This is a genomic window from Paenibacillus curdlanolyticus YK9 (genome assembly GCF_000179615.1).
Taxonomy (GTDB): domain Bacteria; phylum Bacillota; class Bacilli; order Paenibacillales; family Paenibacillaceae; genus Paenibacillus_T; species Paenibacillus_T curdlanolyticus.
Genome location: NZ_AEDD01000005.1, coordinates 294949 through 318314, shown reverse-complemented (window position 1 = coordinate 318314; position 23366 = coordinate 294949). Strand labels below are relative to the sequence as shown.

At 46.8% G+C, this 23366-nt stretch carries 21 protein-coding genes; 8 read left to right on the top strand and 13 right to left on the bottom strand.

Going from position 1 to position 23366, the window contains the following annotated elements; genetic code table 11:
• Window positions 1-89: 89 nt before the first annotated feature.
• Entirely contained in the window at window positions 90-1547 is a 1458-nt protein-coding gene (locus PAECUDRAFT_RS11650) for a DHA2 family efflux MFS transporter permease subunit (RefSeq protein WP_006038300.1), read from the bottom strand.
• A gap of 160 nt (window positions 1548-1707) precedes the next feature.
• Here PAECUDRAFT_RS11650 and PAECUDRAFT_RS11645 point away from each other — a divergent pair, with 160 nt between their 5' ends.
• Entirely contained in the window at window positions 1708-2412 is a 705-nt protein-coding gene (locus PAECUDRAFT_RS11645; RefSeq protein WP_006038299.1) for a TetR/AcrR family transcriptional regulator, read from the top strand.
• Between the two features lie 85 nt (window positions 2413-2497).
• Here the strand turns inward: PAECUDRAFT_RS11645 and PAECUDRAFT_RS11640 are convergent, their stop codons facing one another.
• The 4 genes from PAECUDRAFT_RS11640 to PAECUDRAFT_RS11625 all read right to left on the bottom strand — a co-directional run bounded on the left by PAECUDRAFT_RS11640 (window position 2498) and on the right by PAECUDRAFT_RS11625 (window position 8183).
• Entirely contained in the window at window positions 2498-5866 is a 3369-nt protein-coding gene (locus tag PAECUDRAFT_RS11640; protein WP_006038298.1) for a hypothetical protein, read from the bottom strand.
• 119 nt (window positions 5867-5985) lie between these two features.
• Window positions 5986-6990, bottom strand: coding sequence for a LacI family DNA-binding transcriptional regulator (locus PAECUDRAFT_RS11635; RefSeq protein ID WP_006038297.1), 1005 nt, complete (start codon window positions 6988-6990; stop codon window positions 5986-5988).
• 186 nt (window positions 6991-7176) lie between these two features.
• Window positions 7177-7653 carry a GyrI-like domain-containing protein gene (locus PAECUDRAFT_RS11630; protein ID WP_006038296.1) on the bottom strand — a complete coding sequence of 159 codons (477 nt, stop codon included), beginning with the start codon at window positions 7651-7653 and terminating at the stop codon, window positions 7177-7179.
• 50 nt (window positions 7654-7703) lie between these two features.
• Window positions 7704-8183, bottom strand: a complete 480-nt coding sequence (locus tag PAECUDRAFT_RS11625) for a hypothetical protein (RefSeq protein WP_006038295.1) — start codon at window positions 8181-8183, stop codon at window positions 7704-7706.
• 127 nt (window positions 8184-8310) lie between these two features.
• On the opposite strand from PAECUDRAFT_RS11625, the gene PAECUDRAFT_RS11620 reads away from it, so the two are divergent.
• The gene (locus tag PAECUDRAFT_RS11620) at window positions 8311-9285 is read left to right on the top strand and encodes a helix-turn-helix transcriptional regulator (protein ID WP_040712176.1); all 975 of its coding nucleotides are present in this window, start codon (window positions 8311-8313) and stop codon (window positions 9283-9285) included.
• Window positions 9286-9367: 82 nt separating this feature from the next.
• Here PAECUDRAFT_RS11620 and PAECUDRAFT_RS11615 read toward each other — a convergent pair whose 3' ends face one another.
• Window positions 9368-10339, bottom strand: coding sequence for a trypsin-like serine peptidase (locus PAECUDRAFT_RS11615; protein ID WP_006038293.1), 972 nt, complete (start codon window positions 10337-10339; stop codon window positions 9368-9370).
• A gap of 178 nt (window positions 10340-10517) precedes the next feature.
• Here PAECUDRAFT_RS11615 and PAECUDRAFT_RS11610 point away from each other — a divergent pair, with 178 nt between their 5' ends.
• Window positions 10518-12341 carry a DNA/RNA non-specific endonuclease gene (locus PAECUDRAFT_RS11610; protein ID WP_040712173.1) on the top strand — a complete coding sequence of 608 codons (1824 nt, stop codon included), beginning with the start codon at window positions 10518-10520 and terminating at the stop codon, window positions 12339-12341.
• A 65-nt stretch (window positions 12342-12406) separates the two neighbouring features.
• On the opposite strand, the gene PAECUDRAFT_RS11605 is transcribed toward PAECUDRAFT_RS11610, so the two are convergent.
• The 3 genes from PAECUDRAFT_RS11605 to PAECUDRAFT_RS11595 form a co-directional block, all read right to left on the bottom strand.
• Entirely contained in the window at window positions 12407-14146 is a 1740-nt protein-coding gene (locus PAECUDRAFT_RS11605) for an ABC-F family ATP-binding cassette domain-containing protein (protein ID WP_006038291.1), read from the bottom strand.
• 206 nt (window positions 14147-14352) lie between these two features.
• On the bottom strand, window positions 14353-15240 hold the full coding sequence (locus tag PAECUDRAFT_RS11600; protein WP_006038290.1) for a TolB family protein: 888 nt from the start codon (window positions 15238-15240) through the stop codon (window positions 14353-14355).
• A gap of 96 nt (window positions 15241-15336) precedes the next feature.
• The gene (locus PAECUDRAFT_RS11595) at window positions 15337-16185 is read right to left on the bottom strand and encodes an SDR family NAD(P)-dependent oxidoreductase (protein WP_006038289.1); all 849 of its coding nucleotides are present in this window, start codon (window positions 16183-16185) and stop codon (window positions 15337-15339) included.
• A 157-nt stretch (window positions 16186-16342) separates the two neighbouring features.
• Here PAECUDRAFT_RS11595 and PAECUDRAFT_RS11590 point away from each other — a divergent pair, with 157 nt between their 5' ends.
• Window positions 16343-16774, top strand: coding sequence for a MerR family transcriptional regulator (locus PAECUDRAFT_RS11590; RefSeq protein WP_006038288.1), 432 nt, complete (start codon window positions 16343-16345; stop codon window positions 16772-16774).
• A gap of 94 nt (window positions 16775-16868) precedes the next feature.
• On the opposite strand, the gene PAECUDRAFT_RS11585 is transcribed toward PAECUDRAFT_RS11590, so the two are convergent.
• Together PAECUDRAFT_RS11585 and PAECUDRAFT_RS11580 are read right to left on the bottom strand one after the other, a co-directional pair.
• Window positions 16869-17303, bottom strand: a complete 435-nt coding sequence (locus PAECUDRAFT_RS11585) for a MarR family winged helix-turn-helix transcriptional regulator (RefSeq protein WP_006038287.1) — start codon at window positions 17301-17303, stop codon at window positions 16869-16871.
• The gene (locus PAECUDRAFT_RS11580; protein ID WP_006038286.1) at window positions 17293-18264 is read right to left on the bottom strand and encodes a quinone oxidoreductase family protein; all 972 of its coding nucleotides are present in this window, start codon (window positions 18262-18264) and stop codon (window positions 17293-17295) included. The genes PAECUDRAFT_RS11585 and PAECUDRAFT_RS11580 overlap by 11 nt, the downstream gene beginning before the upstream one ends.
• A gap of 226 nt (window positions 18265-18490) precedes the next feature.
• Between PAECUDRAFT_RS11580 and PAECUDRAFT_RS11575 the strand changes: the two genes are divergently transcribed.
• The 3 genes from PAECUDRAFT_RS11575 (at window position 18491) to PAECUDRAFT_RS11565 (ending at window position 21366) form a co-directional block, all read left to right on the top strand.
• A complete protein-coding gene (locus PAECUDRAFT_RS11575; protein WP_006038285.1) occupies window positions 18491-19678 on the top strand; it encodes a sensor histidine kinase in 1188 nt (395 codons plus the stop codon).
• Window positions 19647-20300, top strand: coding sequence for a response regulator transcription factor (locus tag PAECUDRAFT_RS11570; protein WP_006038284.1), 654 nt, complete (start codon window positions 19647-19649; stop codon window positions 20298-20300). The genes PAECUDRAFT_RS11575 and PAECUDRAFT_RS11570 overlap by 32 nt, the downstream gene beginning before the upstream one ends.
• A 178-nt stretch (window positions 20301-20478) precedes the next feature.
• Window positions 20479-21366: a CPBP family intramembrane glutamic endopeptidase gene (locus PAECUDRAFT_RS11565; protein WP_006038283.1), complete on the top strand. Its 888-nt coding sequence runs from the start codon at window positions 20479-20481 to the stop codon at window positions 21364-21366.
• A 135-nt stretch (window positions 21367-21501) separates the two neighbouring features.
• Here PAECUDRAFT_RS11565 and PAECUDRAFT_RS11560 read toward each other — a convergent pair whose 3' ends face one another.
• Complete coding sequence (locus tag PAECUDRAFT_RS11560) at window positions 21502-22134, bottom strand: FMN-dependent NADH-azoreductase (protein ID WP_040712169.1); 633 nt, start codon at window positions 22132-22134, stop codon at window positions 21502-21504.
• A 134-nt stretch (window positions 22135-22268) separates the two neighbouring features.
• Here PAECUDRAFT_RS11560 and PAECUDRAFT_RS11555 point away from each other — a divergent pair, with 134 nt between their 5' ends.
• Window positions 22269-22628 (top strand): winged helix-turn-helix transcriptional regulator, encoded by a 360-nt coding sequence (locus tag PAECUDRAFT_RS11555; RefSeq protein ID WP_006038281.1) that lies wholly within the window; start codon window positions 22269-22271, stop codon window positions 22626-22628.
• Window positions 22629-22642: 14 nt separating this feature from the next.
• Here the strand turns inward: PAECUDRAFT_RS11555 and PAECUDRAFT_RS11550 are convergent, their stop codons facing one another.
• Window positions 22643-23359, bottom strand: a complete 717-nt coding sequence (locus tag PAECUDRAFT_RS11550) for a DUF4386 domain-containing protein (RefSeq protein WP_006038280.1) — start codon at window positions 23357-23359, stop codon at window positions 22643-22645.
• Window positions 23360-23366 lie beyond the last annotated feature (7 nt).

Below are 23366 nucleotides of genomic sequence, written 5' to 3'. Positions count from 1 at the left end.
TTTGGACGAATATATGAATTAATTTTCCCCTAAAAATGAAAAAGTCGGACCGATGACCGGTCCGACTTTTTTCTATAATCATCCTCGCCTTAATGGCCTGCGTCCATGACAACAGTCGGATGAGCAGCTTGCTCCTTCGCTGGCCGCCTGAGCGTGAACGCCAGCAGCAGCCCCACTGCCGCAATGATTGCGATCAGTATATACGCGTTGTGGAACGCATGCGACATCGCGTCCGGAATCGGCGCTTCGCCTTGCTTCGCGTAATGATTCGTGCGGCTAACGAGCAGCGTCGTCAACCCCGCAATAGAGAACGACCCGACAACCTGCTGGAAGGCGCTTGTCAACGAGGTCACCTTGCCGACCAGCTCCTTGGGAGCGGTTTGGATCAAATGCGTGTTCAAGGCGATGAAGGACATGCCCGTTCCGAACCCGATCAGTGCGCGAGGAGCCAGGAACAGCCACGGGCTATCGCTTGGATCGATGAGCGCGAACAAGTATGCACCCACCGTAATCAAGGTTAAGCCGCCGATGACTAACGGACGCGCGCCGATTCGGTCGAACAACCGTCCGCTGAACGGCATCATCGTCGCGGAGGCTAACGCCTGCGGCAATGTCCATAAGCCTGCCTCGAACGCGCTCATGCCCATCAGACGCTGCATGAAATAAGGGATCGCGAAAATCAGCCCGAACATGGTGAACTGCATCACCCATTGCACAACAATCCCGCGTGTAAACTGCATGGACCGGAATACTCTAAGCTCCAGCAAGGGCTCTCTCCTCCGCCCGAGCTCCACGACAACGAACAAAGCCATTGCGATAGCGCCTACGACCAAACCGGTAACCGTCTTTGCGGAAGTCCACCCTTCCCCCGCTTCGCTTAACCCGTACGATAATCCACCGAAAGCGAATGGCGCAAGCGCAATGCCCGCGAAATCGAGCGATACCGACGCCTTTTTCGGCAGATTCGGCAAGGACACGATGCTCATAATCACGCCCGCGATTCCAACCGGAATATTGATGAGGAAAATCCATTGCCAATTGACGTAATCGACCAGATAGCCGGATACGACCGGACCAAGCGCCGGAGCAAGCAGGACGGGTACGCCCATCATGCCCATAATTTTGCCCACCGACTCGGGAGGGCTAATCCGGTAGGTCATCGCGAAGGCGATCGGCATAACCATCCCGCCTCCTAGGCCTTGCACAACGCGGAAGGCGATCAGCTGCTCCGCCGTCCCCGCGAACGCGCAAAGGATCGAACCGACGGTAAATAAAATAATGGATACGATAAACGTCTGTTTTGCCCCGAAGCGGTCAGAGAACCACCCCGCCATCGGAATGACGACGGCCTGGGCCAGCGAATAGCCCGTAATCGTCCATTGAATGAGGCTCAATGAGCTGTGCAGATCATCTGCGAGTACCGGAATCGCGACATTGACCGCCGTCGTGTCCAATATGACCATGAACAAGCCGACGACGATCGCAATTAGCGGAGCAAGGAGCGAACGAACGGATGCGGGTTCGTTTGCATGGACTTCTGCGGACATGTGAATCTCCTCCAAGCATAATCTTTTCTTGCCATTAAAATAACATATACATCTATACAAAGTAAACTAAATATATAAAAAAAGTTTAGTTCGTACATGTCGTTTGAAAATTCCGCGATATGCTCTATACTTAAGGTGGTCATTCTGGAGGTGTTGCGAAATGTCAGAAATCGATTGCGATCCGCTATTCGAGAAACGGGAAAAGCTTGTGATGCGCTTAATGCCCTACGTCAACAAACACGGCTTCAGCTCGTTGAAAATGGATGACGCGGCCAAATATATGGATATTAGCAAAGCCACGATGTATAAATATTTCTCCTCGAAAACGGAGATCGCGGAATGTCTCATCGAAAAATTCGTCTTGTACGTATCCAATCAAATGCTGGCGGAGGCCCCGCCAACCATGTCACCGGAGCCGCTCTCGCAGCCGTCTGCCGAAGAACGGAAGTTCTACAACGAATCGTTCGCCCGAGCGTTTAAGCTTACCGTCAAGCTGTCGTTCTACTTAACCGACGTCCTGCTGCAGGATCTGAACGCGACCTATCCTGACTTGTCCGTCAAGCTTGCCCAAGCTGTAGACCTATGCAAGAACAAGCTCGCCGACTACTTCAACAGCGGCATTGCGATTGGCGTCTTTTATCCAATCAATGCGCGCATTTATTTGACCCAAGTGGATCTCGTCTTCCGCAAGCTATTGGACCCCAAGTGGCTGATGCTGCAGAACATGACGATGAAACAGGCGCTGATGGACTTCTACAAGATGATCAAGCATCAGGTGTTCTATGAGAAATGGATGGATGACGACGACTCCTCGATCGAGGCGTATTTCGACGCTTTGATTGCGGGCATGCGCGCGTTTGATTGAGAAGAGCGAGCATTGGAAAGAACCGCCTAGCGTTTTCACGATGAAAACGCTAGGCGGTTCTTTTTGTTATCCCGATGGATGGCGATTACATAAACACCTTAACCGCACTTATTCTTCCCGACCGATCAAAGATCTCGTTGCTTGTTTCAACATCGATGACGTGGCCGTCGATCGTTTTCGTATTGCCGTCGCTATATTCAACTTCGATTTTTCCATCGCTTCCGAAGATATAGACAACCGGGATTTGACATAACGTAAAGGCTAATGAACGGCTTGGCAGAGCCATTTGTTTTTGAGCGCCGGACACATCAATATAATCAAATTGTCCTTCGTTTTCCAAAATCTCATTCGGTAAAATAAACTCGGAATCAAATTGCAGCTCACCGTTTTGCACGGACAAGCCCAACTCGCCTCGACGCGCTAAAATATCCTCTTTTACCTGCCCTGTCATGCCAGGCTGCTGCGCAATCCCGCTATAAGAGGTATGGGAGTATGGATCAATCGGGAATCCTCCCCATGCTTCAGGGGTCTTGTTAAAGCCAAGCCCGCTTCGCAATTGATAATAAGCCTGCTTCAGCTGTTCGCGAATGCTCTCATCTTCTCCCGATTTCTTAGCAGCATAGAAGCTTTCCTGCACGCCAAGGATGAACTTGGAGTTTTGGTGCCAATAGATGCATCCCACGCCTTCATATTTGTACATGACGCCAGAACGCCCTGTAAATTGGGAGTGGTGGAATACCTGCTCATAAATCATCCGCATGTATTGCCGTTCTGCTTGCGCCAGCTTCGTATAGGCTTCTTGTTTTTCAATAAAGTCCAGCGCAGCAAGTAAATCGTTTTCAGACGAGAAGTCCCCATGGAATCGGATGTTGTCTGACGAATCGATTTGCACGATATCGGTATTGTTATCGCTTAGCAGCTTTTGAATCAATTGCGAGCTGCCAGCAATATCAGCAGGAATGATGTTTTTCTCTTTAAATGATTTCGGGTGACTGATCGGATATAGATAGAATGAACGATGCTGCGGGCTATATAATCCGCTGCCCTCCATCGCGCTCACCAGATCAAGCACCTCGGCCGAGCTCAGCATTAAACTGTTTAAGATAGCCGTTTGCCCTTCAAGCATCGGATAAAGGTAGTTCACTTCGGCTTCGGTATCTGACAGCGCCAGAAGGTTGTAGGCATTATACAGGCCGTCTTCGCGCTTATTGCTGGTTATGGTTGCATCCACATAGGATAAAGCAAGCTTTAAGAAGCTTTGCAAGTCCGCATAGGAAACCTGATCCTCTTTATGCAGACCATTGTTGTATAATGCCTCACGGTATTCACCGTAGACAGCTCCCAGCTCATCAAGCACAAGCTTGCGCTCAGCTGCGTTAATGTTTGCAGGAATGTATTTCTCGAACACATCCTTAACTCCTAAGAGCCAGCGTAGCACTTCAGTAGAGAACTTCACGCTGCTGCCATCCGTATTACCCAATATTTCAATACACAGACTGATATGGCGGCGCAAATGGCATACCGTTACAACCGACAATCCATTGCCCACGATTGCATTATTGGCATCATTCCATTCCGGCCGCTGCGTATTCATCCATATACCGCCGTGTACAACGAGGTTCGATAGCTTTGCCAAAATAGGAACCAGCAGCTTCTCGGCAAAGGATACCGCGTATACGCCATCGCCCTGCCACATTAATTTGGCATCACTGCCCTGAGCAGCGACATTTTTTTCTTTTTCCGCATCCTTGTTATGATCAAAAATGATCGTATCCTTGCTGTTAGCTACAATATCGGAATACGGTTTGATCACGTATGGAAGGTCGGCATAGCTGAATGCTTCGCAATTGACCAACGAGGTCAGCTTGCTCGTGCTGTAATCCCGTACGATTTCCAGCAGCTTGGTCAGGTAAATGATTTGATGGTCGCCCCAATAACCAAGCGAGCTGAACGGATCTTCCGGCTCGATTTTTTCCCAGTCGATTCCGTTTTTGCTTATCCGATAAGGGTTGAATCCGTCGGCTGTAGATGCGTTCAAAAACTTTACAACCATGTTGTCGATATATTCAGGGTAGCTTAGGCACATTGCCTCCCAGTTTTGGAAGATGTCGCGCCAGTTGCCCTCATAATAAGAAATCGGTGTGCCGTCATCGTTTTTGATCTCGATATTAAATTTATTCCAAGGCCGCGAAGGGTCGCCATGACGACGAGAGAAGCTTAACGGCAGGTATTCGTAAGCAAGGCGCAGCACGTCGGAATTACCGTATTCTTGAGCAGCTTTTTTCAATGAAATGATCGAAGGATCGGTTTCAAACTGCGCCCAAAAATCTTGATGCAGGTTGTAAGCCGCAATATTCCGCTTTTGAACAAAACGAATTAAATCAGCAAAATCAAACGAATACGCATCGATAAATACGCCGCCGCGCATGTTGTTAAACAGAACATTGTTGTAGTGATTGACCACTTTATTTTTATCCGCCGTTTGCTGCAAACCATCCGCTATGGCCACGATGTGCCGCAAGTCCGTATCGGATTTAACCAGGTCCTCATTAAGAAGGTTCATTCGATCTTCTTCCTGTGCCAGAGCGTCCACTTGAACCTGACTAAGGTCTGCATCCAGCACGATACGCCACTGCGTGTTTTCGCCCGATGCCAGAGCAAACTGCTGGTGGAGGATAAAGCAGCAGCGCTGTCCCCGAACAACATTCTCGACGGATGTAACACCGCCTCTGCACATCTCGTCAAACACGCGAGCGGTCAGGCACACGGCAGGCTTGTGCTCCGACACGAACCATGCCACATTGGCGTGCAGGCTCTCTTGCGGATCAGGCGTATCGTTTACTTTGGAAACCAACGAGAATGTGGTGATGCCTGTTTGTTGATCGGATTCTGTTGATTTGTAAGCATCCACAAGGCTGCTTCTATTCTCTTGCAATAGAGGATTTACGTCCGCAGGCAAAATATTTAGAATGCCGTCCAGTATCTCGACTTCACAAGTAACGTTGTCGTTCTTAAGCGTTGATGTTCGGACGATTCCGTAACGCTCACTCATTTCCCACTGATACGAGAACGTCAATCCGAGGGATTCGTTGACCTCTTCGAAAATCAGTGAGTTGCCGAGCACGCTTTTGTACATGTTTCGGGTGACAGAATACTTATTAGCATACGTTAGGACGAATGGCTCCCACAGACTGGACTGTTCACCGGTCGTAATGCGGATCAGCGTTTTGGGGCCGGATTGGTTTTTATCATGAATTTTATCCTCGGTCTCATAAGGGAACAGAGAATACTCTGAATTGCGGCGACCAGCGCAAAGCCCGCCGTTGGACGACAAGAACATCCATACATCGCTGTTGCTTGGCAGCGTTATAAAGAACGGCTGCATCTCATTGTATTTTCCTATTTTGTAGTACTCTTTACCTGAAATATTGACAAACCCATTTGCAGTTTCCATTGTTCATCGACCTTTCTCTGAGTAATTATTTAAGCTTTACCGACGCTGATACCATTAGCAAAATCGAAACCGGTTTCGATTTTTCGAAAAAGAAGGCTGTTAACCTTCCCACTCCAAATTCATAACTCCTTGCAGGACTCTCGAATAACTAGCTCCACGGGCAGCACAATATTCACTGTTGCCCGAACGGACTCGATGGACTCGATCAGTATTTCCGCCGCCTTCGTCCCGAGAAGCCTGGTATCCTGACGAATCGTCGTCATCGCCGGAGTTACATGGCTTGCTAGCTCAATATCGTCAAAGCCGATGATCGACATGTCGTCGGGCACGCGCAGCCCCTTCTCCTTCAGTGCTTTCAGCGCCCCGATCGCAAGATTGTCGCCGGCTGCGAACACCGCCGTAGGAGGGTCCTCCAACGCCAACAGCTCTAGCATCGCCTCATAACCGCTCTCCATCGTGTAATTGCCGCCCTCGATGATATAGTCCGGCCGCTTATTCAGCTTCAGCCTTTGCAAAGCCAGCTCGTAACCGAGCTGCCGTTTTTGTCCGGCGAAGTAATAGCTCCCGCCAGAGATATGGGCGATCTTCCGGTGCCCCAGGCTGTACAGGTATTGAATCGCCTGGTAACCGCCATTCAAATTGTCGGAATAAACGGTGCCGGCCTTCGTCGATTCGCAATCCAACAGCACGCAGGGAATATCGCTATCCAATAGCTCCTGCATGTCCGGGTTCCGCGGATCCAACAGAATCACAATGACGCCGTCCACGGAACGGTAGCGGCAATGTTCCAGATAACTGGTTTCCTTGCCTCCGATGTCCTTCGAGATAAACATCAAGTCGTAGCCTCTCGACTCCGCTTCGCTCTTGAAGCTTTCAATGACGGCATTGAAAAAGGGATGGCGGATGCCCATGCCCGTGGATTCCATGAACAGAATCCCCAAGGTCCAGGAGCGCTTCGTCGTCAATGTTCGCGCGCTGGAGTTCGGCAGGTACCCCATTTCCTTGGCGGCCTGCAGCACCCTCCCCTTCGTCTTCTCGCTGACGTCATGATAGTTATTGAGCACCTTGGAGATGGTGGTCGGGGATAGTCCCGTTTGTTTCGCGATATCGTAGATCGTAACCAACAAATCACCTCCTTTTTTTTCGAATATTTCGAAACCGGTTTCGATTCTATCTGAATTGTAATTCTATTGTCCCTGATTCGTCAACATAAAAACGACTTGTTTCATCGCTGCTCCTCTATAGGACAAAATCAAGGGCACCCGGTTCGGGTGCCCTTCTATATCTGACCTATTATGCAGTCATATTTATTATTTTTTAACAACAGGTACCCAAAATTCGCCGTAGAAAGTGCCGTCGCCGTTATCTTTACGAAAAGTTGCGTTGGGACCGCCGATGTACGCATAGTCCGTATTTTGAGACAAAACTTCACCAAAAGCGCGGTATGTCAACTCATCAAATAACGTTTCCTTGTCGCCATTTCCTCCGACTACGATGTACTCGCTCTCTGGAAACTCGATGATGCGCGTTGCGTCAGCCACTGTTTTCCCAGATTCTACAGCAAAATAGTTCCACGGTTTTCCTTGATAAACCTCGTTCACCGACCATTCGCGATCGTTTTTTGCGGCGCCTTTGAGCTTAGCAAATCGCCCGTCGGCCTTTAGTCCGCCCCAAAACTCCGCTTTTTCCTTTTGCAGGGCCGCCATATCTTGAAAGTTCGACTGAATAGAGAAACCATAACCGGTCAATGTAAATGATTTTTTTTGTTCCAGTGTGTATTCTGCCATGTGAGCGCTCCTTTATTCAAATTTAACTGCTGAGAGATCCTGCTATTTATTTAGCCTTCAACTTTTTTGGCGCGAAGCCACATTTCACCGTAGAATCCACCGTTGTCTGCTGCTTTAACGAACGTTGCGTTACCAGGACCAACGTATTTGTAATCTGTAATCTCATTCATCATACCACTGAAAACCTTGCCTGTAATTTCATCTGCAAGCCGGTCTTTGTCAGCGCCTGTGCCAGGCACAACGATGTAGTCGCCAGCGAGGAAATCGAGGACGATCGCACCTTCCACGACGAACTCACCCATCACGCCGAAGCCGCGCCAAGCTTTGCCATCCAGTACATAGTTGATTTGATATTCTGTCCCGTCGGCGAGAGCGAGAAGCTCAGCAAGCTTGCCATTCTCCGTGATTTCCGCTTTTCTCGCCGCTGTTTTGGCTGCATTGCCCGCCCAGTCGTTAAAGTCTTCGAATGGGACACCGAAAGCCGTCATTTTGTAGTTTTCCGCGATCGTTTTGATGGAATAGTTAGTCATTAATGTTCTCTCCCTTGTGGTTTTGTTCTTTACAAGATTGATTCTATTTGCTGAATGTATCAAAAAATGATACCTTTTATTTGAATCAAAAAATGCCAGCAATGGAGGAGGTTTTCACACCGAAACCATGAAAAAAACAGAACGAGTGAACTTGATCATGCGCTACATCAACAACCGGGCGCATTTTACGATTGCCGAGATTCAGCGTGAGTTCAAAATATCCCGCGCGACGGCGATCCGAGACATAGATGAAATTCAGGCGTTGGGCTTTCCGCTGACGACCGCGCTTGGACGCGGCGGTGGTTACAACGTCCTGCAAAATCAGTATTTGCCCTCCGTCCGCTTCACACCAGATGAGCTGAAAGCGATATTTATCAGCTTTATCGCCTCCAAAAATTCGCAGCTGCCTTATCTGCACAATCGTCGTTCCATCACGGAGAAACTCATCGGCATCGCATCGCAAACCCAGCAAGACGAGCTGATCGAGCTGAATAGCATCTTGCTTTTTGAAAATACGAATCCCGCTAATCCGAATCTACTGGAGCTCGATGATGCGGCGCCTGCAGAGCTGAACCAGCTCATATCGCATGCTGTACGGGATAAGCACCTGCGTTTGACTTATGAAATGGGCCCCGGCTGGACGCAGCTGATGGACGTTTATTTACTGCATATTTTCAATTCGAACGCACAGTGGCTAGCCGAGGTTTATGATTTTGGTACGGATGAGTTTCGTTATTTGCCTGTTGATATGCTTAGGGATTCGGCCATTTCTAAGGAGGAGCTGAAATGGTCAGAGGAAGAGATCTTAAACAAGAAACGGCTTGGCGCACGTGCGGCCAATCTTGTTGTGAGGCTTGATAAGATTGGGATTCAGCGCTTTAAACGCATGCACCCGCCGGGGATTTTATTATCTTTTACTGGGATGTTTCAGTCGAGCGGTACTTTCAGTGTTCAACTTGATGTGACCGACGTAGAGACGCTAGCCTATTATGTGGATTGGCTTTTGTTTTTGGGCAAAGGGGTTGAGTTTGAACGGATTCCTAATGAGCTGCGCGTGATCTGGGAGGAGCGCTTAGGGAGGCCGCCAACTTATACAGGTTAGTTGGACCCTAAGATGTCTATCGGCGAAAAATTAGCCCCCCAGCTTCTGAACTGGAGGGCTAACTTTAAGTATTTACGGGATTTCACAGGAGACGAGAGAGGTGCTCCGAAAACTCTGTAGTTCGCGTACAGTCCTCTCCTTTGCATGCAGTAGTGCAGACATTAGCTACATTACAGCTACCGTTTGAAACAAAGTCAACTTCTCCACGAACTAAAATTCCTTCAACCTCATTGGTGCTGCTGTTGAACACTGGCGATCCAGAGTTTCCATGAAAGGCATCTAACGAAGCAGCAAAGTGAGTCGGCTTTTGATTCAGCAAGACTTCGGCGTCACCTGCTACTTTAATGGGTAGTCCAGCTGGGTAACCAATAAGATGTAGTTTGGCTTTATTTTCAACCTTGCCCTGCTTGCGAATTGTCACTGGCTCATGATTGACTACGGGACGGTCTAGCTTGAGTAGAGCCCAATCGGCTGCTCCATTCGTAAGCTTCTGGGCGATGACTGAGCTCACGCGATAAATTTCGCTATTAGGAAGACGTGTAACAGCCTCTGTAGCACTTTTCATCCGAAATCCAAAAACAACTCTTATTTGCGTTATATCTGAATCCGCAACGCAATGACCAGCCGTTGCAATAACCTGAGGCGCCATCAGAAAACCGCTGCAAAATGCACCAATTGGTTGTTTGTAAAACCTTTCGTCCTCACATAACCCATTTTGTTCCCCATACGACACGGTGCGAAGTGTGGAGGTGCCGTCTCCGTTGTCAATGACACTACTTTCCTCAAAAAATGCAGCAACCGCATCGGCTTGTCGCACAATCTCCCTATCCGTAATTTCAAACAAATCCTGACGATTGTCTTTTCCGTATATAGCCTCCCAGCGATTCTGAAGCGTACGAATGATTTCATCTGTCGGAACGTCGCCAAGGGAGGAAGCCTCGAACAAGGTTGAAGTTGCGTCATTTAACACATTCGCCTTGCCTCTCCTTCTCAACTCCTCTACCAACTCTTCGTTAGTTCGTTCTAGTTTGCTTTGAGCCACTGGAGTGGACATAAATAAAAAAAGCCTCCTTTTATTTGCCAAACTACTCGCGTTAGCATGAACTTAAATCCTCAATTTATGAGAGGTGATTATTGTAAAGCCATGCATTCGCTTTCAATTTGATAAATATGATTTATTCCGTAAATAGTAGTTGGGTCTAAAAACAAAAACCCAGCTGGAGGGCGAAAATTTGTCTATTTTAACGTTAGAACGAACGCAAACGAATACCAGTTCCTTAATCGCTCAACAGCAAGAATTATCCTTACAGCGTTTTATGGCAAGAGTAGCCTCAAGGGAAAAAAATTTGCTGAAACTGCAATCAAAAACGCCATTTGAAGTCGACACCCCGGAAAGAGTTGCTTCAAGGAAAGCAATGCTTGATACCCATGACAATCTTGCACTTGAACGCGTTCTTGGCCTTAGTGACATTTTTCCGATACATTATTTAGAAAAAGGCCTTCAAGTTGCGAAGTCGATCTGCCGCATCGTAATTAAGGATGACAGCGGGCGCAGCATAGGATATGGCACTGGCTTTCTTGTCGCCCCAACCCTGCTTCTAACGAACAATCACGTATTTCCGAACACGGAAACAGCTTTACGAAGCAGCGCGCAATTCAATTACGAACTAGACCTTCAGTTCAATGCGCGGGTTGTGCAAGAATTCCGTTTTCAACCCAATGAATTGTTTATAACCAATCAGGACCTTGACTTTACGCTCGTTGCCGTGCAACCAATATCCATATCGGGTGCAAGAATCCAAGAGTTTGGCTATCTTCCACTCATCAAACAAACCGGAAAAGCGCTTCTTGGCGAATATGTTTCCATCATTCAGCACCCAAAAGGCGACTACAAAGCAGTTGTCATAAGGGAAAATAAAATCACCGACATGCTGGATCACTTTATTCATTATTCGGCCGATACGGAGCCGGGCTCTTCTGGCTCAACCGTTTTCAACGATCAGTGGCAGGTCATTGCCCTCCATCATTCGGGTGTTCCTGATCCTAACCATGATGGCCAATTTATTGCCAATGAAGGTGTTCGTATTAGCTCTATTTTGAATGATATCGAACAGAAAAAACCTACATTGAGCACAAAGCAGCAAACGCTTCTTCAAGGGCTTGGCGAGGAAATCGCTTTTGCCACCCAACCTATCGACAACGATGAATCGGTAGTGGCAGAAGATTTTGACATCGAGCGCTTTGAGGCTATGACTGGATACGATCCGCAATTCCTCGGAGAGCGTAATACCATTGCGCACCCCACCCTTCGGTCAGATCTGAAAGCAGATGTAGCGGAGCTAAACAACGGAAACGGCAGTATTTTGAATTATACGCATTTCTCGATTGTGATGAGTAAGTCTAGAAGATTGGCTTTTTATACGGTTGTAAATATTGATGGCAAACAATTGAAAGATGTTGGCCGTAGTGATAATTGGAGATATGATCCCCGGATTGATCGAAAGTATCAAGTCGGAAATGAACTATATCAGCAAAACCCGTTTGATCGAGGTCATTTGGTACGGAGAAGAGACCCAATATGGGGCCCAGACGCGGCCACAGCCAACGATGATACCTTCCATTTCACGAATTGCTCCCCTCAGCATGAGCGATTCAACCAAAATCCGGAGCTGTGGCTCGGACTAGAGGATTACATTCTGCATCACACGGATAACAATAAGATGAAAGCAACTGTATTTAACGGCCCTGTATTCCGCGAGAATGACATTGTCTATCGTGGTATAAAAATTCCGGAGGAGTATTGGAAAGTTGCCGTTATGGTTAAGGATAATGGTGAAACTTCAGCCACCGCTTATTTAGTTTCACAAAAAGAGTTAATTCGCAATTTGGAAGCTGAACCATTCGGAGCTTTCCGGACGTTCCAAGTCAAAGTATCCCTGATTGAGTCTATGACTGGCTTAAATTTTGGGGAATTGAGCAAATTTGATCCTCTGGAGCGAACTGAAGCAACTACACTCGGCCATCTTTTAGAGCGTGTAGAGGATATTCAGTTGTAAACTCATAAAGCCTCTATTCCCACCTTCGGAATAGAGGCTTATCCAAGAAGCGGTCGCTCCGTTATCTAAAGCAACCCAATCAGCGCTTCTAACTCATCAACCAAACCTTTTGCAAGTTCAAAATTCGTATCCTTTAAAGCCAATTCTATTTTCATTTCAACTGATTTTTTCTTTTGTTCCGTTTCCAGATAGTCTTTATCAAAATGGCTAGCATAAATCATCCGTTTAAATTTTTGCATGCTCATTTTTCGAATCGTCTTATCTTCGATAATTAGAACATAATCCATACCATTTACAACCGAATAGAAATCATGCGATATCATGAGAATTGCGCCTTTATAATCTTTAATGGCGTTCTCCAGTGCGATTTGGGTATAGGTATCCAAATGGCTTGTCGGTTCATCAAGAAGCAATACGTTTGCGTTACTGGCAGCAACTTTGGCCAATTGAAGCATATTTTTTTCTCCGCCAGATAACGACTCTATCTTTTGACTAACCATTTCTCCTTCAAAACCATAACTAGAAAGATACGATCTGATTTCATCATACGTTTTAAACCCTGCATCGATGAATTCTTCTAGAATTGTATTAGAATCCTTCAGCACTTCACCTTGAAGCTGAGATAAATAAGCCACTTTGGCATCAGCATTGATTTCAATTGCATCATGATTATTTTTAACAATTTCTCGGAGCAACGTCGTTTTCCCGGTACCGTTCGCACCGATAATAGCTACTTTATCCGTAGATTTGATCTCGAAGTTAACATTGTCCAAAAGCAGCTCATCAAAGGCAACCCTATACTGATTGACACTTACAACAGTGGAGTCTTCCATTTCATTATCAATGCCAAACCTGATCTTCGGCTGCTTAATGTCAACGAATGGCGCTTTAATTCTCCGCGCTTCCAATCTTTCTTGAAATCTAACTCTAGCCTTTAACGCTCTACCTCTCGATGCTTCCGAATTATAAGTGGCGATCGCTCTAAGGTTATTGATGATGGTCTCGTTTCGCTCAATCTCTTCATGCTCTGCGACTGCGAGCTCTTGCAGCTCGATTTTGGTCTGAAGCAATGAGAAGTTATACTCCATATATCGCCCGTCAAACTCTTGAATCTCCGTGTTTTCAAGATGAATAATTTTGTTAAAACAATGATTCAACAGATAGCGGTTATGCGTAACAACGAGCAGCATTCCTTTGTGGGAATTAATAAGCTTTTTAAGTGCGTTAAGGTTTTCAAAATCTAAGAAAACATCCGGTTCGTCCATAATCATAAGATCGGGACGATTAAGCATTTCCTTCATCACTTGAACAAGTTTGAATTCCCCGCCGCTCAGGTCCGATACCTTAGAGTCCCTTCGCTTCATCAGGTTTGCTAGATTTAGCTGCTTATGAATGTTGCTTTCAAAATCTTCCCCGCCCATTGCTTCCAATGCGTCTAAAGCTAATTGATACTTTTCCAATAACGGTTCTATATCCAATGACGTTTCCATTTCCGTGCAAATCGATTGAATGTCGTTTTGAACCTTTATAAATCGTTCTCCTATATATTCAAAAACCGTGGTTTCTTTCGTGTTGTCTAGTTCTGGGAACTGACTGACATATCCAATTGTGCAATCGGGGTCCATCTCCAACTTGCCGTCGAACAGATAGCTTTCTGGATCCATCAGTATATCGATCAATGTACTTTTCCCACTGCCGCTCGTTCCTATAAAAGCGCAATGTTGCGCTTCCTCTAGCGTGAATGAAATGTCGTTATACAGTTCTTTTTGTGGAAATGAGAAGGATAGGTGTTCAACTTTTATCATCGTATTACCTTTCTTTATAACGAAAATGTGATTATCATTAGATGGTTTGTAGAATATAAACCAAGTTACCCAGAGAGAACGTGGTGAGACATACTTTCCAACGTACCGCTTTCCTTTGTCAAAATCAATAAAAATATTCTGCCATTGTCTATACGGTAATTTAATGGCCATCCTTTTGCCGGATGGCCATCGTCACATCAAATTTGTTAACCCTTGTAATCATCGATATTAAAATCGATCTGATAAACATCTGCCGTACCTGCTTTGTTGCTCGTATAGAACAAATATTTGCTGTCCGGGCTGACGTTAGGGCTGTACTTGATGGTCCCAGTGTCCCCTGGCAACTTAATTGGCTGAGGAGTGCTCCATTTATCGCCATGGCGAAGACTAATGTACAACGTACTTCCACCGCGGGCAAATATAAGGTAACTTTCATCCGGGGCTATATAGGGAGACTCGTCGTTTTCGCTCGTATTAATCTCGGTTCCAAGCGACTCAGGCTCTGTATATTTGCCGTCCTTCCATTTGGATACATACAGATCAATCTGACCAGTACCACCAGGTCGATCGGATTGGAAATACAAGTTGCCATTGGAGGCAACTGAAGGCAACCACTCCTGAAAGCCGCTATTGATAGGTTCGCCTAGCGGAGAGGGCTCTCCCCAGTGATCGCCGCTTCGCGTTGCCATCCATATATCATTATCTTGCTTCGTGCCGCTAGTGGAGCGATTGGAGGCAAAAAATATTTTGCTGCCATCTCGCGTTATGAATGTATCCCCATCCTGAGAAAGTGTTTCTGGTGCGAGCTTAGATTTTTGCGGCGTGCCCCATTTTTTATTCTTATAATGAGATTCATAGATGGTATATTTCTCATAGTCCCCGCGTTGAAAATAGATGGTCGTGCCATCCGGCGTAAAGGAAAAAGACCATTCCTCTGCTTGCTTGGTAGAAATGAGATCTGGCGCAAAAAGAACAGGTACTGGCATCGGCTCCTTGGAGCTATAAGGAAATGTGCTGTTTTGTGCAGCGCACCCACCTATAATGAGACACGTATAGGTAAGGAGAGGTACGAAGGATCGAATGGAAAATTTCAACGGCATCAGCTCCGTTTCAAGCGATTTGTGCAAACGGTTTCACACCATTATATTGCAGCATTTCCATCTTGTAAACAAGCGTTCCAGTGGGTATTGCTAAGCGAGGTTTTTATAATCCTGCTTATAAATCGCATCAACTTTTTCTAGCACACGACGTCCTTGATCAATAAACTTCAACTCGACAACTTTTCCTTTCATAAAGAAAACCCCATTTAATCCGCGATGTTGACCCAGTGCTGCATCATAGAGCAGGGCCGCTCCTTTACTAGGGGGCGGAAAAAATAATTTTATAAAAGGTTTTAAATAAAAGGGCAGCCCCGCACTGTTACCTTTACGTATGGTGTTGTTCCCGCCAGGGTCTGCACTCCTAATTATTATGCCATCCAGTTCGGCAAGCGAAGCCATTTCTCGTGTCCATAACGAAAGCGCAAGCTTTGTGGCAGCGTACGGCCCGAACAACTTTTTGAACGTACTCGGACGCTCCAACGTTTCCGGATCAAATGCTTTGAGTGTGGCAAAAGCGTTGGTTGATGTATTGACGACAGTTCTAAGCGATCCGTTGTGCAAAAGCTCCTTTAATTCCATAAATATAATATACGGTGCAACCGTCTGCAGCTCGAAATGCATCTCGCGATTTTGTTTGGAGTAACGTATTTCCGATAAGCTTCCGCCAGCGTTATTGAATAAAACATCGATTTTTGCTTCTTTAGCTTTAATCGTATTCAGTGCCTGCTTCAGTTGCTCGAAGTCTGTCAAATCCGCTTGGTATTCCCGAAGCCTTTTGTCGCGCATCGCCTGTTGGATAACTTCGTCTTCTGCAGGAAATTTCGAACGGTTTAGTCCTATGACATGCCAATCTTCGGACAGCAATTTGCGAGTCAATTCAAGCCCTATCCCATTGCTTGCACCCGTAATGAGCGCTGTTAAACCACTTTTATTTTTCATCTTGATCCCTCCGCCATTGTACCGTTTGGTTTTTATTTTATTCGCTCAGTCTACAAGTTGAAGCCGACTCCAAGTCAAGCGGGGCAACGCAAGTATTGACTTGGAGATGACTCCAAGTTATACAATGATGTTGGATAGGTTAAAGGAGGTTGAAGCTATGAGCGAACCGTTAACATTCTCTATTAAAGAGACAGCCACCCAATCTGGACTAACAGAGGATACCATTCGTTACTACGAGAAAATTGGTCTGTTGCCTCGTGCGAAGAGGAAACAAAACAGTCATCGCATCTATCACTTGGACGATGTGGAAACAATGAGGATGATTGCCTGCTTTAAAAAAACAGGAATGTCCTTAGAAAGCATGAAGCCCTATCTTCAGCTTTCTCAAGGCGATGATTTGCGCGCATATCCAGAGCTATTCGCTTTGATGGAAGAACATAAAAAAACAATTGAAAATCAAATCGCTTCCCTGCAACAGATTGTTGATTTTCTTGCGCTCAAATTAAAACCAGGCGTTACACATATCGATAACGCGCCCTGTGCATTGGCGGAGCCAGAGAAACGCCCCCCTGCCGCACGACAGCATTAAGAGACGGTGGACCCCGACCCGGCGCTCGCAAAATGAAAGCAACCCCCTTCTCGCTAACAGGAAGGGGGTTGCTTTCCGTAGTTAATAAAGAACGCTAGTCGATCTTAAGCATCGAGTCGAACAGTCGACGCAGCTTATACAGCAATTCCTGTCTGTCCTCTTGCGACCAATCTGACAAAGCCTCCTGCATAATACGTTCGCGAGTATCGCTAATCTTCGCATAAACCTCTTCCCCGTATGGCGTTAATTCAGAGATGCGGATACGCGAATCTGCGCTCGAAGCATACGTATGAACCAGCCCGGCGGTCTCCAGCTTATCGATTTGCCGACTAACACTGGAATAATTCTTGCCCATCATAGCAGCCAAATCCCCAACGCTGGTTGGTTGGAGGTGGACAACCCCCCCGAAGACGCGGAAGGTTGTCGGCTCTAGATTAACGCCGGCGTTTGCGATCATTTTCTTATCACGATCCGGCCGGTTAAGTAGGGAGACCAGATCTAACAACGCCTTGAAAATTTCATTTTCCATCTGTATCCGACATCCTTACAACGGGCCTTGGCATCAATGGGGCGTTCCAAGCCTCTTCAATATCCTCTAAAGCGTACTCCTTCGTATCGATCCTTAGCTTACCCCTTGCAGCCAGTTCGAATGATTCTTTAATTGCGGACAGCATATCGACTTTGGACACGCTCTTATCTCCGCTGCCTACAAGTTCAATCGCGGACGAGCGGAGAATGGCGGACGGCAGCACAATATCTTCTTGGCCAGATGAGGTGCCGATCGTTACAAAACGCGTCACTCGTTCCGTATTCGACTTGGCAAGAGCCAGCATGATCGCTACCGCGCTGTCACCCCATAGATAATCCAATACAACATCGACGCCTTCGGCAATGGCAGGCATCAGGGCGCTTTCAAACCGTTTCGCGCCGTTATCGACGGTCATATTGAATGCAACTGCCTCATCGGCTTGAAGTGCCCGCAGCTTCGCTTCGTCACGCCCGGTTACGATCACTTTATGGGCGCCTAGAGCTTTGGCAATTTGGACGGCTAAGCTGCCAGAGACGCCGGTAGCACCATTAATTAAGACCGTTTGGCCCGCCTTGAAGCGAGCGCGGAAGAGCAATGCTGCCCATGAAGAACTAGCGGGATTAGCGATCGCAGCAGCAGTCCTATCATCAATGCCATCGGGTAAGCGTATTGTGAACTTTTCGTTGACGATCGCCTGCTCAGCCAAGCTGCCGAAAGGCGGGGTAGGCAGCACGAAGTACACGCGAGATCCATCTTGCAATGTTCCAACGCCATCGATGCCCGCCACCAGTGGGAAATGAGCTGCTGAAGAGTAATGCATACCCATTGAACGATATTTACTAACCCGGCTCAAGGCAGCTGCCGATACGTTAATGAGCACTTGCCCCTCCGTTGCCACGGGAGCTTCATACTGACCAACGACGGGATTCGTTCCTTTTTCTTTTACGATTGCTGCTTTCATCGTTAGCAACCTTCTTCCATTGAAGAATATGTGCATCATGCACATAATAAAATATAGCATGGATTGGTTAATGCGTGCAAGTTGCACATATTAAAATGGGTTCGTTGGAGTCGATGTTAGAGTCTGTCTGATCCGCAAGTGATCCAAGCTTTCTACGGCGTGTGCCGTATCTATTGTATAATCAAGGAAAACCATCCATTATGCTTGAGTAAGGAAGGATATCGCTATGAAAAAAGTTTTTAACCTGATGGACTGGGGGATATTTGGGCTCCGGTCCTATAATTATGCTTTGCTGCTGTTTCATATTTTAATGGAGAATGACTATTCGCTTCGATTGCTCGTGAACGTCGTTTGGCTCTTAGCGGCCCTTATTATTCCGCCTTTATTCTGGTTTCCGCAGCTAAGAAAGAACAAGGAATGGTTCATCTTGCTTGAGCTATTGCTAGGGGGATCCTACTATATTAAATTGTTCATGCAGGCCGATCAGCTGGGGAGTGTCGACTATCTTATTCCGAGTCTTACAATCGGTTATTTATTGACCAGAAAGACGGTCTGGACTTTACCGGCACTCTTATTGCTGCCCTTTACCAGCATGTTATTTGGGAACGTTTCATGGGACGTGGCGCTCGGTTCAAGCTCAGATAACTTTCTATTCGCTTTTATCGGGATTTGGGTCAGCTTCATTGCCAAAGCCTATCATGAGAAAAATAAACTAGCGAAAGAAATCGATGAACAAAATAAATTGTTAACCCAATACGCTGCCGAAATCGAAAGGATGACGCTGCTGGAGGAACGAAACCGGATGTCCAGGGAGATGCATGACACATTAGGACACTCTTTTATTTCCCTTATTATGAGTCTTGATGCTGCTATTGCACTTCTAGATGGAGACCCAAATTTAGCTAAGGAAAAGTTAATTAGCATAAGAGGACTGACCGAACAAAACTTGGATAATATGAGGGACATTGTACACAGGATGGGCGAGGAAGAAAATATAAGTCTAGTGCACCACGCCGAAAGGCTTGTCAGCAACTTTCAAGAATATACCGGAACGGTCATTCGTCTTACGCTGAAGGGAATAGAACAGACCTTTCCTTTTGATGCGCGACAATCGGTACTACGAGTGATACAAGAGTCTTTCACGAATGCACTAAAGCATGGCAAGGCAAAGGAAATTGAGCTGGATATTCGCTTTACTCCATCAACTTTACGAGTTTTCATTCGAAATAATGGAAAACCGCTGGGTAAGATACCGTATGGGTTCGGCCTGACAACAATGAAGAATCGGATTGAGTTGCTGGGGGGCACCTTTTCAATCTCCGACTTGGCGGTCACTGGCGTTGAAGTCAGATGCGAAATACCACTGAAGGGAGATACGTTGTATGCCCAAAATGAAAGTGCTCATCGTCGATGATCAGGAATTGATCCTTGAAAGCCTAAAAATTGTACTAGAGATGGAAGACGATATCGAGGTTGTGGGATTGGCCAAGAACGGTGAGGAAGCTATCGACTATTGTGAAAATTTCCAACCGGACATCATTCTCATGGATATAAATATGCCCATTATGGATGGCGTTGTTGCTACAGAGAAGATCAAACCTCGATTCCCATTAACGAAAATCATTATTCTAACTTCGTATAAAGAGGTTGAATATGTGCTGGCAGCGTTAAGCCATGGAGCGGAGGGCTTCCTACTCAAGGCCATCCATCCCAAAAACCTTATAGCCGGCATACGGGTGGTTCACACGGGAGGCACACTCATCTCGCCAGAGATGGCCGACAAAATGATTAAAAGCATGCTTAAAAGCGGGCCCGAATTGCTTGAGAAAAACAATGAATTCGGACTTAGCGCCCGCGAAGTCGAAGTTCTTCACAAGTTGGCGTTAGGCCTGCGCAATCAGGATATCGCTAAGGCCTTATATCTGAGTGAAGGTACGGTTAAAAATTACATCTCGAATATTTATTCGAAAATGAATGTAAAAGGCAGAAGAGAAGCTGCCTATAAGGCTAGGGAAACAGGGATTTTAGATTCTTAAACAATGCAAAGCCGACACCGTAACAGGTGCCGGCTTTTATTTTGCTAAAGTCATATGACCAAGATATGACGAAACGGTACTACTGACGTATGACTTTTTTGAAGTATCGTTGATTGTAACCTGCAATATCGGAACGTAAATCGATATCCAGTCAGGAGAAGAGGAGTGATCGCTAATAATGAGAAAGACGAATACACCCGACAATGAAGCGCTTAGCGGGAAGAGAACATCCACGTTTGTTTCGTTCTTCCAATTTCCCCTCATCTGGATGCTCGTGGGCGCACTTGGGGTCACCCTCGCCAACGTGACATTCAGCTTGTTATCCAAAGATGTAGAAGCACTAGGGTCCCTCATACTGACACTTATCGGAAGCGCCGTTGCCATCGTTATCTACTGGCTTGCGATGAAATTTCTGGCGCGGCGTTCAGTTCCGGAACTTCTATTCCAACGGCGTGCGGTATCGGAAGTTATATTCGGCGCTGCCGTAGGCCTTATCTTTATCATCGTCTCAACGGCCCTCATCGTATTGTGTGATGGATATTCATTCAAGTGGTCACCCGAAAACGCCAGCTCTGTCGTTTGGCCTATTATCACCACATCACTCGGCGCTGCCTTCGTAGAAGAATTGATCTTTCGGGGGCTTGCCTTTCAAGCCATTGAAAAGATGGGCGGAAGCTTCCTTGCACTGATCCTAACATCCCTCTTCTTTGGCATCGCTCATCTAGGCAACCCGGGAGCTACAGTTTGGGGAGGCCTCTCTATTGCCATTGAAGCTGGTGTATTGCTCGGTGCAGCCTTCCTTTGGCGGCGCAATGTTTGGTTTATCATTGGCCTCCACTTCTTATGGAATACAGTAGAGGGTCTCTTAGGGATTCCCGTCTCAGGCCATCCCTCCCCCGGACTTTTCACGGTCGAGGTTACGGGCCCGGCCCTTCTCACTGGAGGAAAATTCGGCCTTGAAGCATCGATCATTCCCGTAATTCTTAGTTTGTTGATCGCCGTCCCTATGCTGATTTTTGCCCGCCGCAAAGGGCATCTCCTATCTCTGCGTCAAGATTCAAAATAACGTTACTCCTCCACTTTTACTAAGCATCGTATCAGCTATAGCCCGAAATCAAAAGGCACCCGATCGGGTGCCTTTTCAATGATTATAACGTAATTAGTCAGGCAGTTGCCCGCCGTCAATCGACAAGTTATGAGATTAGAAACGTTTGGCAACTTCCTTGGCATGCGCAATTGCCTCTTCTTTAATGGCTGGAGCTCGCTCTGATGATGCCGTTCCTTCGGCAAAAATAGCCTCCATCGATGGAATCCCATAGAACTGCAAAATCTTTTTCAGATAACGGTATCCCATTTCAAGTTCAGCAAGAGGACCTTCCGAATAAACGGAACCGCTAGCTTGAATGTGCAAAGCTTTCTTACCGGACAACAGACCTACAGGACCATTCTGGGTATATTTGAACGTCTTTCCTGGAATGGAAGTCGCATCCGTGTATGCTTTCAAAACCGGCGGGATCGAGAAGTTCCACATGGGGGAAACATACACGTACTTATCGGCAGCCACGTATTGATCGACAATCGCGTCAAGCCGAGCTACTTTTGATTGCTCGGCTTCGGACAGTTGATCGAAAGACGAACCCGACCGAAGCTTTTCCCAACCACGCAAAACATCTGCATCGAATTGCGGAATATTCTCTTTGTACAGATCCAGATGAACAACTTCATCTGTTGGATTAGCTTCACGGTACGCTTCAATAAATCCTTTACCGACCGCGAGGCTAAAAGACTCTTGAGGGTCAAGGGGATGGGCGGTGATGTACAGTACAGTTGCCATCAATCAAAACTTCCCTTCTGTAATTAAATGACGTGCACTTTCAAGACTGATCATATAATATGAACTTACTTATTTAAAGTAGGCACAATAATGTGGTATGGTATGAAAAAAGGTACTGTAATGGAGGCCACCGAATGCAAAAGAAACCTCTCCAATGTCAATTCGTTGCGGCGCTGGATTCGATCGTCGGCAAGTGGAAGCCGATTATCCTTTATCATTTGCTTCAAGGCAAGCCTCTGCGGTTCAATGAGCTACGAAGATTGCTGCCCGGCATCACGCAACGGATGCTTACGCTCCATCTGCGCGAATTGGAGGAAGAAGAGCTCGTTAATCGAGTCATTTATCCACAGATCCCGCCGAAAGTGGAATACTCCATCACGGAATACGGCATGAGCCTGTCTCCGGTTCTGGAAGCCTTGCATCAATGGGGAGCGGCCCATGTGGAGCGTAAGCAGCTCAAAAAGGAGACGAATGAACAAAAAGAAACGGACTAGCGTTCGGAATTACGCTAGTCCGCTTCATTCTGCACAATCGTCATGCTCCCTGCTTTATTACGTGTGCTAAATCCCTTCACAATCAGCCAGACGGCCAAGCTCATCTCATATACGCCCACGGGCAGGGCCAAGAATCCTTTAGCTGCCGAATAAGGCTCGAACGCACCGAACATCTCTAGCAGCCCCGCCGTGAATACGAGCACCGCCGTCACCATTCCGAACAGTGCTAACGGTCTTGGCACCAGCCGCGTCCGAAATAGCAGATAGCTATACAAGGTCGTATTGACTCCAAGCATAAAGTTAGGTCCCAGCATCTGCGTCCAACGATGGGTCCCCTGCAGCAGGTACCCGATCTCGAGAAGATTCGCTTGATTGCTTCCCCCGCTTGCTTCATAGTGAGTACTGAGCTGCAATAATCCCAATATGCTCACCACCCCAATGGCAATGAATACGGCCTCCATGAATCGGAAGCACAGATAGCCAAGGGCCAGATGCTCGTTCCAGCGACGAAGATAAGGAAACAGCATGATTGCCGTCCCCACCGCTGATATGACGAGCAAGAGATCATTCAAGACACCGATTAACACCTCTGTTTGGCGCTGATTGGTTACGGCCAAGTACCATTGATCGTTCAACACGGGAGCGTAACACAGAACGGCAATAATGGAAGCAGCCGCGGCTAGAATATAGAAGATTCCGGTGACAATGCCGTTCCTTCTGTCTTGTGTCATTTCTCTA

Coding starts and splice junctions, on each gene's coding strand:
- PAECUDRAFT_RS11650 (WP_006038300.1), bottom strand. CDS start 1,547: ATGTCCGCAGAAGTCCATGCAAACGAACCCGCATCCGTTCGTTCGCTC.
- PAECUDRAFT_RS11645 (WP_006038299.1), top strand. CDS start 1,708: ATGTCAGAAATCGATTGCGATCCGCTATTCGAGAAACGGGAAAAGCTT.
- PAECUDRAFT_RS11640 (WP_006038298.1), bottom strand. CDS start 5,866: ATGGAAACTGCAAATGGGTTTGTCAATATTTCAGGTAAAGAGTACTAC.
- PAECUDRAFT_RS11630 (WP_006038296.1), bottom strand. CDS start 7,653: ATGGCAGAATACACACTGGAACAAAAAAAATCATTTACATTGACCGGT.
- PAECUDRAFT_RS11625 (WP_006038295.1), bottom strand. CDS start 8,183: ATGACTAACTATTCCATCAAAACGATCGCGGAAAACTACAAAATGACG.
- PAECUDRAFT_RS11620 (WP_040712176.1), top strand. CDS start 8,311: ATGAAAAAAACAGAACGAGTGAACTTGATCATGCGCTACATCAACAAC.
- PAECUDRAFT_RS11615 (WP_006038293.1), bottom strand. CDS start 10,339: ATGTCCACTCCAGTGGCTCAAAGCAAACTAGAACGAACTAACGAAGAG.
- PAECUDRAFT_RS11605 (WP_006038291.1), bottom strand. CDS start 14,146: ATGATAAAAGTTGAACACCTATCCTTCTCATTTCCACAAAAAGAACTG.
- PAECUDRAFT_RS11595 (WP_006038289.1), bottom strand. CDS start 16,185: ATGAAAAATAAAAGTGGTTTAACAGCGCTCATTACGGGTGCAAGCAAT.
- PAECUDRAFT_RS11590 (WP_006038288.1), top strand. CDS start 16,343: ATGAGCGAACCGTTAACATTCTCTATTAAAGAGACAGCCACCCAATCT.
- PAECUDRAFT_RS11585 (WP_006038287.1), bottom strand. CDS start 17,303: ATGGAAAATGAAATTTTCAAGGCGTTGTTAGATCTGGTCTCCCTACTT.
- PAECUDRAFT_RS11580 (WP_006038286.1), bottom strand. CDS start 18,264: ATGAAAGCAGCAATCGTAAAAGAAAAAGGAACGAATCCCGTCGTTGGT.
- PAECUDRAFT_RS11575 (WP_006038285.1), top strand. CDS start 18,491: ATGAAAAAAGTTTTTAACCTGATGGACTGGGGGATATTTGGGCTCCGG.
- PAECUDRAFT_RS11570 (WP_006038284.1), top strand. CDS start 19,647: ATGCCCAAAATGAAAGTGCTCATCGTCGATGATCAGGAATTGATCCTT.
- PAECUDRAFT_RS11565 (WP_006038283.1), top strand. CDS start 20,479: ATGAGAAAGACGAATACACCCGACAATGAAGCGCTTAGCGGGAAGAGA.
- PAECUDRAFT_RS11560 (WP_040712169.1), bottom strand. CDS start 22,134: ATGGCAACTGTACTGTACATCACCGCCCATCCCCTTGACCCTCAAGAG.
- PAECUDRAFT_RS11555 (WP_006038281.1), top strand. CDS start 22,269: ATGCAAAAGAAACCTCTCCAATGTCAATTCGTTGCGGCGCTGGATTCG.
- PAECUDRAFT_RS11550 (WP_006038280.1), bottom strand. CDS start 23,359: ATGACACAAGACAGAAGGAACGGCATTGTCACCGGAATCTTCTATATT.